The sequence below is a fragment of the Variovorax sp. CCNWLW186 genome, assembly GCF_037203865.1.
In the GTDB taxonomy this organism is placed as follows: domain Bacteria; phylum Pseudomonadota; class Gammaproteobacteria; order Burkholderiales; family Burkholderiaceae_C; genus Variovorax.
On sequence record NZ_JBBCBO010000013.1, the window covers coordinates 65406 to 80151 of the forward strand.

The 14746-nt window shown below is 65.9% G+C and carries 10 protein-coding genes; 6 read left to right on the forward strand and 4 right to left on the reverse strand.

Features of this window, described 5'->3' with window-relative positions; all coding sequences use genetic code 11:
• Window positions 1–27: 27 nt before the first annotated feature.
• Both V9K97_RS16830 and V9K97_RS16835 read right to left on the reverse strand, forming a co-directional pair.
• Window positions 28–1557, reverse strand: coding sequence for an amidase (locus tag V9K97_RS16830; protein ID WP_337319440.1), 1530 nt, complete (start codon window positions 1555–1557; stop codon window positions 28–30).
• Complete coding sequence (locus tag V9K97_RS16835; protein WP_337319442.1) at window positions 1557–2540, reverse strand: Bug family tripartite tricarboxylate transporter substrate binding protein; 984 nt, start codon at window positions 2538–2540, stop codon at window positions 1557–1559. Before V9K97_RS16835 ends, V9K97_RS16830 begins: the two co-directional genes overlap by 1 nt.
• A 152-nt stretch (window positions 2541–2692) precedes the next feature.
• On the opposite strand from V9K97_RS16835, the gene V9K97_RS16840 reads away from it, so the two are divergent.
• Window positions 2693–3607: a LysR family transcriptional regulator gene (locus tag V9K97_RS16840; RefSeq protein ID WP_258503864.1), complete on the forward strand. Its 915-nt coding sequence runs from the start codon at window positions 2693–2695 to the stop codon at window positions 3605–3607.
• A gap of 111 nt (window positions 3608–3718) precedes the next feature.
• Window positions 3719–4099, forward strand: a complete 381-nt coding sequence (locus V9K97_RS16845) for an HU family DNA-binding protein (protein ID WP_126747720.1) — start codon at window positions 3719–3721, stop codon at window positions 4097–4099.
• A 96-nt stretch (window positions 4100–4195) separates the two neighbouring features.
• Here the strand turns inward: V9K97_RS16845 and V9K97_RS16850 are convergent, their stop codons facing one another.
• Entirely contained in the window at window positions 4196–5104 is a 909-nt protein-coding gene (locus V9K97_RS16850; protein ID WP_337298008.1) for a LysR family transcriptional regulator, read from the reverse strand.
• Window positions 5105–5259: 155 nt separating this feature from the next.
• Here V9K97_RS16850 and V9K97_RS16855 point away from each other — a divergent pair, with 155 nt between their 5' ends.
• The 4 genes from V9K97_RS16855 (at window position 5260) to V9K97_RS16870 (ending at window position 13884) form a co-directional block, all read left to right on the forward strand.
• The gene (locus V9K97_RS16855) at window positions 5260–6357 is read left to right on the forward strand and encodes a TRAP transporter substrate-binding protein (RefSeq protein WP_443303533.1); all 1098 of its coding nucleotides are present in this window, start codon (window positions 5260–5262) and stop codon (window positions 6355–6357) included.
• Window positions 6354–9326: a bifunctional diguanylate cyclase/phosphodiesterase gene (locus V9K97_RS16860; protein WP_337298006.1), complete on the forward strand. Its 2973-nt coding sequence runs from the start codon at window positions 6354–6356 to the stop codon at window positions 9324–9326. Before V9K97_RS16855 ends, V9K97_RS16860 begins: the two co-directional genes overlap by 4 nt.
• Before the next feature lie 33 nt (window positions 9327–9359).
• A complete protein-coding gene (locus V9K97_RS16865) occupies window positions 9360–11762 on the forward strand; it encodes a sensor domain-containing diguanylate cyclase (RefSeq protein ID WP_337319445.1) in 2403 nt (800 codons plus the stop codon).
• A gap of 205 nt (window positions 11763–11967) precedes the next feature.
• On the forward strand, window positions 11968–13884 hold the full coding sequence (locus tag V9K97_RS16870; RefSeq protein ID WP_337319446.1) for a PAS domain-containing hybrid sensor histidine kinase/response regulator: 1917 nt from the start codon (window positions 11968–11970) through the stop codon (window positions 13882–13884).
• Here V9K97_RS16870 and nadE read toward each other — a convergent pair.
• The gene (nadE, locus tag V9K97_RS16875; protein ID WP_337319447.1) at window positions 13881–14732 is read right to left on the reverse strand and encodes an ammonia-dependent NAD(+) synthetase; all 852 of its coding nucleotides are present in this window, start codon (window positions 14730–14732) and stop codon (window positions 13881–13883) included. The genes V9K97_RS16870 and nadE overlap by 4 nt on opposite strands.
• Window positions 14733–14746 lie beyond the last annotated feature (14 nt).

Sequence of the window (14746 nt, forward strand, 5' to 3'; positions counted from 1 at the left end):
GGGGGCTTTTCAGTTTGCGCGGTCTCCTTAAACGGCGGAAACCGCTGGCCGCGCCGCAGCCGCAGGAGCGCCGCCATGCGGTCCCGGCGGTGCGGTGACGATGGATGTGAGCGCAGGTTCGGCCGTGCGCAAAGCCGAAAGATCGGGGCGCGGGCGGCGCAGTTGCGCATCGGCTGCGAATGCCATTTCCATGGCGTGCGCGGCGCCCAGCACTTGGTGGTCGGCGCGAAAGCCACCCACGATCTGCAGCCCGAACGGCATGCCCGCGTGATCGACGCCGCAGGGCAGCGAAAGTGCGGGATGCGTCGTCAGCGTGACGACATACGTCAACGCCAGCCAGCGGTAGTAGTTGGCCTGCTTCTCGCCGTTGATGGTGTCCGCATACAACTGCGTCCACGGGAACGGCGACACCGGCGTGGTGGGCGAGAGGATCAGGTCGTAGTCGGCAAAGGTCGCCTGAAAGCGCTTGATGAGCCGCGTCTGCTCGGCCTGCGCCCAGGCGCTGTCGAGCAGGCTCATCTGCGCGCCCATCTCGTAGTTGGCGCGGGAGTTGGGGCCCAGGCTGGCCGGGTCGCGCTGGTAGGCCGCGTGCATGCCGGCCACGAAGGCTTCGGCGCGCAGCACGTCGAAGCAGCGGTGCGCCTCGCCCAAGTCGAGCGTTACCTGGTCGCACGACTTGAACAGGTGCCGCATGGCGCCGATCTTCCGCCGCATGGTGGCGCGGATGTTGTCGTCCACCGCGCAAACGCCGAAGTCCTCGGTCCATGCCACGCGCAGCCTGCTCAGGTCGACGTCCATGGGCTTCTGAAAAGACAGCGGATCGAGCGGGTAGCTCAACGGGTCGCCCGCATGCATGCCGGCGGAGGCGGCCATCTGCAGGCAGGCGTCCGCCACCGTGCGGCCCATCGGCCCGACGACGGAAATCGGCGTCCAGCCCAGCAGCTTTCGCACGCTCGGCACGATGCCCGGCGATGGCCTGAAGCCCACCACGCCGCACTTGGCGGCCGGAATCCGCAGCGAGCCGCCGGTGTCGGAGCCGGTGCACACGGGCAGCATGTCGCACGCCAGCGCCGCCGCCGAGCCGCCGGAGGAGCCTCCGGCATTCAGGTTGGGGTTGAATGGGTTGCCGGTGGCACCCCACACCTCGTTGCGCGAATTGGCGCCGGCGCCCATTTCGGGAACGTTTGTCTTGCCCGCAACGATGGCACCCGCCTTTCGAAGGCGGGCCACCAGCTCGATGTCTTCCTCGGGCACGTGGTCGCGGAAGATCGCGGAGCCCCAGGTGGTGAGCAGGCCCTCGGTGGGCTCCAGGTCTTTCACGCCCAGCGGCAGGCCATGCAGCAGGCCGAGCGCATCGCCGCGCATCACGGCGGCTTCAGCGGCCCTGGCCTCGGCCCTCGCGCGGTCGAAGCTGGTGGCGGTCACGGCATTGACGAACGGGTTCACCCGCTCGATCTGCGCAATGCAAGCCTCTAGAAGCTCGACCGGCGAGACTGCCTTGCTGCCGATGAGCCGTCGCAGTTCGACGGCGGATTGTTCGATCAATTGGGTGTCCATCAGTCGGCGGTGATGTTGGCGCGGGCGGCAACGGCGCGCATCAGCGGCAGTTCCTTGTTGATCAGCTCGCTCACGGCGGCGCCGTTGCTGAAGGCCGGCTCCAGGCCCTGCGCGGTCAGCTTGGCGCGGGTGTCGGCGTCGGCAACGGTGGCGGCAAGCGCCTTTTCGAGTTTGGCTTTCACATCGCCGGGCAGGCCCTTGGGGGCCGACACGACCAGCCACGAGTCCATGTTGATGTCGGGGTAGCCGCTCTCGGCCATGGTGGGCACATCGGGCAACAGCGTGGAGCGCTTGGCGGTGGTCACCGCAATCGCCTTGATCTTGCCGTTCTTGAGCTGGGGAATGGCGGCACTCACGGTGTCGACGCTGAACGGAACCTGGCCGCCCATCAGGTCGGTCATGGCCGGCGCGCTGCCCTTGTAAGGCACGTGCGTCATCTTCAGTCCGGCGGCGTTGAGGATGGTTTCTCCCGCGAACTGCGAGGTGGTGCCGGTGCCGTACGAGGCGTACGAATATTTGCCGGGCGATGCCTTCACGTAGTCCACGAACTGCTTCACGGTCTTCACCGGCACCTCGCTGTTCGCAAGCAGGATGAGGCCGACGCGTCCGATCAGGCCAATCTGGTCGAAGCCCTTGACCGGGTCGTAGGGAAGATTCGAGCGGATGGCGGGGTTGACCGTGAACGTGGTGCCCGAGCTGACCAGCAGCGTGTAGCCGTCGGGCGTCGCCTTGGAAACGTAGCTTGCCCCGATCACGGTTCCGGCTCCGGCGCGGTTCTCGATGACCACCGATTGGCCGAGCTCCTTGGCCAGGCGCGCGGCAATCACGCGTGCGTTCACGTCGGTGGCGCCGCCCGGGGGAAAAGGAACCACGAGCGTGACCGGGCGCGACGGAAACCCGGTTTCCGCGGCAGCGGCCCCCAGCGATGCAAGGCCGAGGCAGGACATCAGCAGCAGGCTGGCCAATGCAGGGAGGCGTTTCATGAAGTACTCCTGAGGACGAGGTTGGGGGGACGGCGGATGCAATTCCATCCTAGGAGTCGGAACCCGCTGCCACAAGCGCAATGTTTAGAATTGTGGATTGCCGTTTCGGCAATCGACACCGCTCTCTGCCCATCTCTGAACCGGAGAATTCCATGGCTCTCAACGCGTTGCAGGAGACCGCCGTGCGGTACTTTCTCGAGGTGGTGCGAACCGGCTCGGTGAAGGAGGCGGCGCTCAAGCTCAACGTGGCACCGTCGGCCGTGAGCCGGCAGGTGGCCCGCCTGGAGCGCGAACTCGACACCCTGCTGTTCGACCGCCACGCGCGCGGCATGGTGCCCAATGCCGCCGGCGAGTTGCTGGCGGCGCATGCCAAGCGCATGCAGCAGGACATCGAGCGGGTTGCCAGCGACATCCAGGGCTTGCGCGGCCTGCGCAGCGGCCGCGTGCGCGTGGTGAGCACGGAGGGCTTTGCCTTCGACTTTCTTCCGACGCTGATTGCCCGCTTTCGAAGCAAGCACGAGGGCATCCGCTTTCACCTGGAGGTGTGCCCGCCGCACGACATACCCGGACGCATCCGCGATGGCGAGGCCGACATTGGAATCACCTTGAGCACGGTGCCCGAGCCCGGCATCAAGATCGAGCTGCGCCATCCCAGCCCCATCCTCGCCGTGATGGCCAACGACCATCCGCTGGCGGCGCAGCGGCAGTTGTCCTTGCGCCAGGTGGTGGCCTATCCGCTGGGGCTGCCGCCGCAGGACAGCTCGATCAGGCAACTGCTCGACACCAGCTGCAGCCGGCAGGGGCTCCACTACGTGCAGGCCATGTCGAGCAACCATGCGAATGCGCTGGTGAGTTTTGCGGCCGCGGGGGGCGGCAGCATTGCGTTCTATGGGGAGTTGTCGATCCGCACGCAGCTGAAGTCGAAGGCGCTGGTTGCCATTGCGCTGAAGGACCGCGAAATGAACGAGCGTCACCTCGAAGTAGAGACCCTGGCGGGCCGATCGCTGCCCGACGCGGGCAAGGCATTCGTGCAATTCCTCACCGATGCCATCAAGGCAAGCGCCTGAACGCAAAGAAACCGGTTCCCGTGTGCGCTACACTCCGCGCCGCTTGCAGTGGCCTCAGCCGCTGCGCCGTCATTGGCAACATGACGAGAACAATCCAAAGGAAATTTTCAAGTGAACCGTATCGAACTGGTCGAAAAGATCGCCGCCGCCCACAACGTCAGCAAGGCAGAAGCCGCCCGTATCCTGGAAACCGTCACGGGTTCCATCGTCGCCGCAGTGAAGAAGGGCGACCCCGTCCAGCTCATCGGCTTCGGAACCTTCAAGCAAGTGGCTCGCGCCGCACGCACCGGCTTCAACCCGCAAGCCGGCGCCAAGATCAAGATCGCCGCACAGAAGGTGCCGAAGTTCGTGCCGGGCGCAGCATTCAAGGCCGCCATCGACCCCAAGGCTGCAAAGCGCAAGGCCGACAAGGCAGCCGCCAAGCCCGTCGCCAAGAAGGCAGCACCGGCCAAGAAGGCCGCCGCTCCCGCCAAGAAGGCCGCAAAGAAGTAAGACTTCAGCGAGCCATGGTTTGCGGCCGCAAGGCTGCTTCCATAAAAAAAGACGGCCCTTCGGGGCCGTTTTTTTTGCCCGCGGAGCACACGGGCCTCAGGCCAGCGTGCCGAGCCTCGCAAGAATGAGGTCGTACAGCGTCTGGGCGGCCACCGAGAGGCTTCCTTCGCGGCGCTGCACCAGGTAGATCGTCCGCGTGAGGCCGGGCAGCGGCAGGGGCCGCGTCACCAGCGTGTCGCGCCGGAAGTGGAACAAGGTGAGCTCCGGCACCACGCTGATGCCGATGCCGGCCTCGACCAGGCCCGTGACGGTGGCCAGGTGCTCGACCTCGAACACCGCGTTGAGCCGCAGCGGATGCAGCGCCGCGTCGAGCGACTGGCGCACGCTGCTGTTGCGCGCCATCTGGATGAAGGGCCAGGGCGCGAGCTGCCTGGCCGTGAGCTTGGCGACGCCGGCCAGCGGGTGGTCCTTGCGGCAGACCAGGTGAAAGCGGTCTTCGCAGAGCTTGCGGCCGCGCAGGTCGCTGGCCGCCGCCGCATCGGCGCCGGTGGCCGCCAGCGCGAAGTCGGCCTGATGGCCGCGCAGCTGGGCAATGCAGGCATCGGAAAGCGCATCGTGCAGCTCCACCGTGATGCCGGGCCACGTCTGCATGAACTCGGCGAGGATGGCCGGCAACCAGCCGGCCGCGAGCGAGGGCAGCGCCGCCACGCTCACGCGGCCCTTGCGCCGTTCGGAGTGGTCGGCAAGGTCGCCGATCGCATCCTGCATGTCGTCGAGCAGGCGGCGGGCCGACGGCTCGAACAGCCGCCCCTCCGGCGTGAGTTGCACGCTGCGCGTGTCCCGGTCGAAAAGGCGGGCGCCCAGCGTGTCTTCGAGCGTGCGGATCAGCGCGCTGAACGCGGGCTGCGACAAATGACAGGTCTGGGCGGCGCGCGTAAAGTTGCGCTGCTCGGCCAGTGCCATGAACGCGCGCAACTGGCGGCTGGAAAGGTCGGGCGCGGTCATCGATCTGGAATTTGAATAAGCGACCCGAAATCAGGGGTCTGCGGATGGTATCTCTGTGCCTTGCGCGCAACGAGTCGTCCCAACTTTCCTGTTCGCGGGTGACCGGAAAGCGGCGATTCTGTAAAAAACTTCTTACAGGAAGCACAATCGGCATCATGATCCGGGGCATGAAGACCGGCGAAGCAGCATCCGCTTGGCGACCTGCCCTCTGGGTTCGTGTCGCCGCTCTTGCTTTGGCTTTCGCGGCAATGAACAGCGCAGCGCAGCAATCCGCGCCCACGCGGCTGCGCGTGGTGGGCGGATTGGCCGGCCTGAACCAGTACGCCCTCCACGAAGAGCGCTTCTGGGGCAAGGACCTGGCCCGCCTGAGCGGCGGCAAGTACACCGCGAGCATCGTTCCGTTCAACCAGGCCGGCGTGCCCGGGCAGGAAATGCTCAATCTCATGAGGTTGGGCGTCATCCCGTTCGGCACCGCCTTGCTCAGCCAGATCAGCAACGAGTACCCGGAAATCGGCACGCCAGACATTGCCGGACTGAACCCCGACATGCCTTCCATGCGGCGGGTGATCGGCGCGTTCCGGCCTTATCTCGAAAAGACGCTGCGCGAGCGCCATGGCGTCGAGTTGCTGGCCGTGTATGTGTATCCGGCCCAGGTGATCTTCTGCAAGCAGCCCATGAAGCAGCTGTCCGACCTTTCGGGCCGGCGCGTGCGTGTTTCGGGCACCACCCAGGCCGACTTCGTGCGCGCCCTCGGCGGCGTGCCGGTGTCCACCGAGTTCGCCGAGCTCATGGCCAACATGAGCTCGTCCAATACCGAATGCGCCATCACCGGCGCGATGTCCGGCAACACGCTGGGCCTGCACAAGGTCACCAGTTCGCTCTACACGATGCCCATCAACTGGGGCGTCGCGGTATTCGGCGCCAACACGGACGCATGGAACGCCCTTCCAGCGGATTTGAAGACCTTGCTGAAATCCGAGCTGCCCAAGCTCGAGGCCGCAGTCTGGGAAGAATCGGAGCGCGACACCGGCAACGGCATTGCATGCAATACGGGCGCCGCCACCTGCGTGAAAGGTACCAAGGGCGCCATGGTCGAGGCACGTCCTTCCGCCACTGACGAACGCCGCCGGCGCGAAATATTCGCATCGAGCGTGCTGACTCGCTGGGTGCAGCGATGCGGAACCGTGTGCGCGGAGGTCTGGGACCAGACTGTCGGCCCGGTGGTGGGCATCAAGGCTCCCGTCGGGCAGTGAACAAGCTGCTGCCCCGCCGCATCACCGCCTTTATCTACGGCGTAGCGGCGCTGTTCCTGGCGGCCGTTCTCGCCATTGCCGCGTTCACGATGTGGCAGACCTACCAGAAGGCGATCTCCAACAACGAGAGCCAGGCCACGCGTTTCGTCGTCACCTCGGAAGCCGCGCTGAACCGGAGCCTGCTGGCCGTCGACATGCTGCTGGCGGGCATGGGCCAGTTCCTGCGGAACTCGAGCGAAGACACCGTGGCGGCCGACATCACGGCGCCCGAAACCGCGCAGTTGATCGAGACCATCGTTCGCCAGAGCCTTTTGGTCCGGTACGTGGCGATTCTCAATCCCGAGGGCGCGGTGGTCGCATCTTCCGACCGCCGCGGAGCGAAGCTCGCGCTGCAGCTGCCCCCGGGCTTCCTGAAGGAAATCCTGGGCCGGCCGGGGTCCATGCTCTCGGTCAGCGCGCCCACCGTGAGCCAGGCGACTTCGCAGCAGGTGCTGTATTTCGGGCGCGTGCTGCGGCTTGCGGACGGCGGCAAGATCGTGGCGGTTGCCGAAGTGCAGGTCTCCATGCTCACCACCATTCTTGCGCAGGGAGCGAACATCAGGGGGCTCGAGGTCACGCTGGAGCGCGAGTCGGGGGCCTTGCTGGCCAGCATGCCGCCGCGCGACGACCTCGCCGGCCGCAGCATCAGGCCGGCCATGACGGACCAAACCAGCGATGGCCGCCCACACCGGATGGTCGCGCGGCTCAGCGGCCTGCCGGCCATCGTCGTCGCGCGGCCCACGCTGCACAGAAACCTGCTGATCGTCGCCGGCATTCCGCTCCAGCTCGCACTCGAGGATTGGCGCAGGGAGCGCAATTCCATCCTGATCGTCGCGCTGGCTTTCACGCTGATGATTCTTGCGGTCGCCTATTTCGCCCGCGCGCAGCTGTTGCGGCAGTGGCGTGCCCGCGCCGACCTGGTCCGCTCCAAGGCCACGCTGGACCAGGCGCTCGAATCCATGGCGGACGGCTTCGTGCTGCTCGATCCCGAAGGCCGCGTGATCACCTGGAACCGCCGCTTCGTCGATTACTTTCCCTGGGCGGAAAAGCTGCTTGCGCCGCAGGCGCCGTTCCAGCCCATCGACGAACAGAATTCCCGCGGCCTGCACGCGCACAGCGAGCAGGAGCTCGTCCTGCCGGGCGGGCAGGTGATCGTTGCCGTCAAGAGCCCGACGCCGGACGGCGGCCTGGTGTGCATCTACCGCGACATCACCGAAAAGAAGCGCCACGTTTCGGACATTCTCGAAGGCAAGGCGCAGCTGCAGGCCACGCTCGATGCACTGCCGGACGTGCTGCTGGAGGCGGGCATCGACGGCCGTTGCTACCGTTTTCATTCACCGCGCCGGCCCAAGTCTTCGATCAAGGTGCGCGAGCCGGTCGGCAAGATGATGTCCGACCTGTTGCCGGCGAACGCCGCGGCCGAGGTGATGGTCGCGCTGCGCGATGCCTTCGAGTTCGGGTTTTCTTCGGGAAGGCAGTTCGAGACCCGGGTTCCCAAGGGCGTGGTGTGGTTCGAGATTTCGGTCTCGCGCAAGCTGGTGGGCGAAGGTGCGGACGCGCGGTTCATCGTCATCCTGCGGGACATCACCGAGAGCAAACTCGCCGCCCGCGAGATCGAGCACTTGGCCTTCTACGACAACCTGACCGGCCTTCCCAATCGGCAGCTGTTGCTGCACCGGCTGCAGGCCGCGGTCGACTCGAACGTGCGCCGCTCGCGGCACGGTTCACTGCTGTTCCTTGACCTGGACGATTTCAAGACGCTCAACGACGCGCTCGGCCACGCCACGGGCGACGCGTTGCTCAAGCAGGTTGCACTCCGGCTTCAGGCCAGCCTGAGCGAAGGCGGCACGGTCGCGCGGCTGGGTGGCGACGAATTCGTGGTGCTGATCGAAAACCTCAGCGAAGACCCTTCGGTTGCCGCAATGCAGACCAACGCGACCGGCGAAGCCATTCTGAGCGCGCTGGGCGAATCGTTCCAGCTCGAAGACCACGAGTACCACAGCACGTGCAGCATCGGCGCCGTGGTCTTCAGCACCGCCAACCAGTCGCTGGAAGACTTGCTCAAGCATGCGGGCATTGCCATGTACTACGCCAAGTCGGCGGGCGGCAATGCATTGCGTTTCTTCGAGACCGCAATGCAGACAGCCATCACGGCCCGCGCGACCTTGGAGAGCGAACTGCATGCGGCGCTGGCGGGCAATCAGTTCATCCTGCACTACCAGAGCCAAGTCACGTCCGAAGGCCATATCGCAGGCGCGGAGGTGCTCATTCGCTGGCACCATCCGGAGCGCGGAATGGTGCCGCCCGGAGGCTTCATCGAGTTGGCCGAGGAAACCGGGCTGATCGTGCCCATCGGCTTGTGGGTGCTCGAGACGGCCTGCGTGCAGCTCGAACGCTGGAGCCACGACCCGAGGCGCCGGCACCTGCAGCTGGCGGTCAACGTCAGCGCGCGCCAGTTCCGCACCGCCGATTTCGCGGATCGCGTTCGCGATGTGCTGCGCAGGACCGGCGCAGACCCGACAAGACTGAAGCTCGAGCTCACCGAGAGCCTGCTGCAGGACAAGATGACGGAAACGGTCAGCAAGATGCAGCTGCTCGCGTCGATGGGCGTCCGTTTCTCGATGGACGACTTCGGCACCGGCTACTCGTCGCTGTCGTACATGACGCAGCTGCCGCTGGACCAGATCAAGGTCGACAAGTTCTTTGTGCAGAGCATCGGCACCGATCCGAAGGTCGAACTGATCATCCAGGCCATCATCGGCATGGCGCGCAACCTCGAGCTTGAAATCGTGGCGGAGGGCGTCGAAACGCAACAGCAGTTCGAGTTTCTGCAGATGCACGGAAAGATGCTTTGCCAGGGGTACCTGTTCAGCAAGCCAGTGCCGCTTGAAGAGTTCGAAGCGCAGCTGGACGTTGCCATGGCGGACTGAGCGCACACCGCGCCCCATCGGAGTCCACATACGATGCGTCTTCCGATTCCCGACCTGACGCGTTTCAGCTTGCGTTCCCGTCTCTCGGCGGGCGTGGTGGCCATCGTGTTCCTGACCACCATAGGCATTTCCGCCGCCGCGCTCTATTTCATGAAGCGCAACATGCAGGCGACCATCGCCGAGGAACACTTCGAGCGGATCTCGGCCATTGCCGACGCGGTGGACCAGAAATTCCTGAGCCGCCGCACCTTGCTCAAGACCTTCGGCGACAGCGTCGAGAGCCACAACTTCACCGGTGCCGAAAGGCTGCAGGACCTCGTCATGCAGCACAAGTCGCTCAAGGAGGCCTTCGACAACGTGGCCTTCATCGATGCGCAGGGCGAGATCGTGGCCAACATGAACGGCGCGCAGCAGATCGGCAAGATCAACGTCAAGGACCGCGACTACTTCCAGAAGACGGTCGCGGGCAAGGCGGGCATGATCTCCCAGCCCTTCAAGAACCGCATCAGCGGGCTGGCGCAAGTTGCCATGACCGAACCCGTGCTGGACCGCGAGGGCAAGATCGCCTACCTCATCGTCGCCTTCATCACGCTCAGCGAGCACAACTTCCTGGGCGAGCTTGCCAACGTGAAATTCGGCAAGAGCGGGTACATGTTCATCGTCAACACCAGCGGCATCATCGTCGACCATCCCGACAGGTCCCGGCTGCTCCAGCACATCGACGCGGACGGCATACGCAACGCCGCCGCCGACCGCGCCATTGCCGGATTCGAGGGCGCAGCCGAAGGGGTGAACCGCAGGGGCGTGCATGCCCTTTATGCGTTCAAGCACATCCGCCAGACCAACTGGGTGCTGGGCGCGATGTATCCGCGCCAGGAAGCCTTTGCCAAGGCGGAGCAGATCGAGCGCTTCGCCTGGGCGGGGGCACTCCTGCTGACGCTGCTGGCCGGGGGGCTCACCTTCATGAACGTGCGCTCGCAGCTCGCGCCGTTGTCGCGCCTGCGCGAACACATGCAGGTCTCGCGCGCGAACTCCGCCTACACGCCGCTGGAGGACGAGCCCGCCCGCGACGAAGTGGGCGATCTTTCGCAGACCTTCGACACGCTCATGCGGGAACGCCGGGCGGCCCAGGAGCGCGTCAAGTCGAGTGAAAGATTCCTGCGCGATGTGACCGACAACCTGCCGGCCGTGGTCGCTTATTTCGACAGCAACCAGCGCTGCCTTTTCGCGAACAAGGCGGGGCTGCGGATGCAAGGCAGAACCCAGGCGGACATCGGCCGCATGACCATGCGGGAGTCGCTGCCGGACGCGGTCTACCGGCAACTGGCACCGCAGGTTGCCAAGGCGCTCCAGGGAACGCCCACGCGCACCGAAGGAACCTATGACCGCAAGGGCAAGGAAGGCTTCTTCGAATGCCACCTGCTGCCAGACGTTCGCGACGACGGCGTGGTGGGCTACTACGTGATGACCTTCGACATCACCGAGCGCAAGCACGCCGAGATGCGAAGCGCCGACAGCGAACGGCGCCTGCGCGGGCTCACCGACAACGTGCCGGCGCTGCTGACCGAACTCGATCTCGACGAGCGCGTGGTCTTCTGCAACGGCAGATACCTGGCGTGGCTCGGCATCGAGCCGGCATCGATGATGAACCGGCACATCCGCGAGACCCTGGGCGAGGCCCACTACGAGGTGCGTAAGCCGCTTCTGGCGCGTGCCTTCGCGGGCGAGGTGGTGTCGTTCGAACAGACGGCCCAACTGCTGATCGGCGAGCGGACCCTGCAGACGACCTACTTGCCGCACCGGGACGCCGAGGGTTCAGTCGTCGGGTTGTATGTGCTTTCGCACGACGTCACCGACCTGAAGCAGAAGCAGAGGCAGCTCGATGTCCTTGCGCGGGAGGATGCGCTCACGGGCTTGCCCAACCGCCGTTCGTTCGAAGAACATGCACGCGAGGCCATGGCCAGGTCGCGGCGCTCGGGAAAGCCGGTGTGCCTGCTGTTCCTGGACATCGACTACTTCAAGTCGATCAACGATTCGCTGGGCCACGCGGCCGGCGACGCGGTGCTCAGGGAGTTCGGCCGCCGGCTCAAGGAAAGCGTGCGCGAAACCGACATGCCGGCGCGCTACGCCGGCGACGAGTTCGTGATTCTTCTCGAGGGAGTCAATGGACTTGCAGAGGCTGGGATCGTCGCGGAGAAGGTGCTTGCCGCAATGCGGCCGGCGTTCCACCTCTCCAGCCGCACCCTGCAGGCGACCGCCAGCATCGGCGTCGCAATCGCGGAGGAAGACGAGGATCTGCCGTCCTTGTTCATGCGCGCCGACGCGGCCCTTTACGCGGCCAAGAAAGAGGGAAAGAACCGTTTCATGATGGCGGAGCCGCGGACCAGGGCTTCGGACAGCGCGCCATGGTCCCGCCAGGAACCTTCCAGCGCCTGACGCCGCCGCGGCTGGCCCGGCCGGGCGCAATCTGGTCCTTGTCCTACGCGAAAAGTACCTGTTGCTGCCCTAAATTGGCGGCACCTGCCGCATTGGCAGCCACGAGGTTCGGGCGCTGCAACCCGGGAGTTCGGCATCAGCCGCAAGAAAAGCGGGAGCCCGCATGCCGTTGCACCGATGCACGGCCACTGGAGGAAGAAGAGCAATGGCAGATCACGGCGGTGGGAGTGCACCTCTGAATCAACGCACTCTGGCCGACGCCGATTTCCGGCTGATGGTCGAGTCGGTCTCGGACTATTCCATCATCGTGCTGGACCCCGGGGGCATCGTCATCAGCTGGAACGATGGCGCGCGAAAGCTCAAGGGGTATGACGCCGCGGAAGCGATCGGGCGGCATTTCTCGCTTTTCTATCCGAGCGAACTGCTCGAGCAGAACCAGCCCGACCGCGCGCTGGCAACGGTGCGCGAGGCAGGCCGCATGGAAGAAGAAGGCTGGCGCCTGCGCAAGGACGGCACGCGCTTCTGGGCCAGTGTGGTCATCACGCAAATCATCGGCGCCAATGGGGAAATCCGCGGCTTCTCGATGATCACCAGAGACCTCAGCGAGCGCCGCCGCCAGGACGAGATGCTGCGCATGAGCGAGGAGCGCTTCCGGCTGCTGGTCGAGGGCGTGAAGGACTATGCGATCTTCATGCTCGACCCCGGCGGCCACATCGTGAGCTGGAACCTGGGCGCGCAAAAGAACAAGGGCTACGAGGCGTCGGAGATCATCGGCCAACACTTCTCGGTGTTCTATCCGCCCGAGGTTGCCGCAATCGGCTGGCCCGAGCAGGAGCTGCGAAACGCGCTGCGCGACGGGCGCTTCGAGGACGAAGGCTGGCGCATCCGCAAGGACGGCAGCCGCTTCTGGGCCAGCGTGGTCATTACCGCGCTGCACGACGCCACCGGGCGGCACCGGGGCTTTGCCAAGGTCACGCGCGACCTGACCGAGCGGCGCCGCGTGACCGCGCTCGAAGACGAAGGGCGCCGCGTTACCAACTTCCTGGCGATGCTCGGGCACGAACTGCGCAATCCGCTGGCGCCGATTTCGAATGCGCTCGAGCTGCTCAAGAGAGAGAAAACGGAATCGGCGGTCATCGCCCACACCCGCGACATCATCGGCCGGCAGCTCAGGCAGATGACGCGGCTGGTGGACGACCTGCTCGACGTGGGCCGCATCACGAGCGGCAAGATCCACCTGGAGAGCAAGCCGGTTCGCTTGCGCGACGCCATCGCCGAGGCCGCCGAGGCGGTGCGGCCGCTGATCGAGAGCAAGTCGCAGACGCTGCACCTGCAATACCAGGAGGCCGATCCCTGGATATCGGGAGACCGTGCGCGGCTCATCCAGATCGTCAGCAACCTGATTCACAACGCCGCGAAGTTCACCCACAACAGCGGCAACGTCCATGTCTCTCTCTCGCAGGTTGGCGAGGATGCCGACATCAGCGTGCGCGACGACGGCCCCGGCATACCGCCCAAGGACCTGCAGCGGATCTTCGACCTGTTCGTTCAGGGCGAGCAGAACATGGCAAGGTCGCAGGGCGGCCTGGGCCTGGGGCTCAGCCTCGTGCAGCAGTTGACGACGCTGCACGGCGGCCGGGTGAGTGCGTTCAGCACCGGCCGGCCGGGCGAAGGCAGCGAGTTCGTGGTGCAGTTCCAGACGACCCAGCCGCCGATTGCCACGCTGGAAGCCGAGCCGCGGCCCGTGGGCGAGCAGCGCGTGCTGGTGGTGGACGACAACGTGGACGCGGCCGAAACCATGGCGCTGCTGCTGGAGGCGCTGGGCTACAAGTCCAGCGTTGCGCATGGCGGCCTGCCAGCCATCGAGGCGGTGAAGGCGCAAGACCCCGACGTGGTGCTGCTGGACATCGGCCTGCCCGACCTGAACGGACATGAAGTCGCCAGGCGCCTGCGGGCCGAGATGATCAACCCGCCGCCGCTGATTGCCATTACCGGCTACGGCCAGGCCAGCGACCGGGACACCAGCCTCGAGGCGGGCTTTCGCGCGCACCTGACGAAGCCCGTGGACGTCGACAAGCTGACCGCGCTGCTCGAGCAACTGCTCGAGTCGCCCCGCGCCTAGGCCGGGAGCGGCGGCTCCACGGGCAGCGCCCGCTTGTGGGCGCTCTTGCGGTGCGTTGAAAGAATGATCTCGCGTGCCGCCGCGGACACCGGCTTGCCCTCGAGGAAATCGTCGATCTGCTCGTAGCTCACGCCGAACGCATCTTCGTCGGGCTTTTGCGGCACCAGAGATTCGAGGTCGGCGGTCGGCACCTTGAACACCAGCGCGTCGGGCGCGCCGAGCTGCTGCGCGAGCGCGCGCACGCGCCGCTTGTTTAGGCCGGTGAGCGGCGTCACGTCGGCTGCGCCGTCGCCGAACTTGGTGAAGAAGCCCATCAACGCCTCGGCCGCGTGGTCGGTGCCGATGACGATGCCGTCGTGCGCGCCGGCCACCGCGAACTGCGCAATCATGCGCTGGCGTGCCTTGATGTTGCCGAGCACGAAGTCTTCATGCGCCGCATCGCGGAACGCCAGATCGCCGGCCTTCAGCGCGGCGAGCATGCCGTCCGCCGCGGGTCGGATGTCGACGGTGAGGGTGCGGTCGGGCCTGATCACCTCGAGCGAGCGCTGCGCCTCGGCCTCGTCCTTCTGCACGCCGTAGGGCAGCCGCATGGCAATGAAGGTGGCGTCCCGGCCTTCGGCGCGCAGCCGTTCCACCGCGCGTTGCGCAAGGCATCCGGCCACCAGCGAATCGACGCCGCCGCTGATGCCCAGCACCAGCGCCTTCAAACCCGTGCCGCGCAGGTAGCCGGCCAGGAAGCCGATGCGCCGCTCGACTTCGTGTGCGGCGTCGAATACCGGCGCCACGTGCAGCGCGGCAATGATCTCGCGCTGCAAAGCGTCCACGGGGGCAAGTTCATCTGCATTCATGACACGAACCTTTC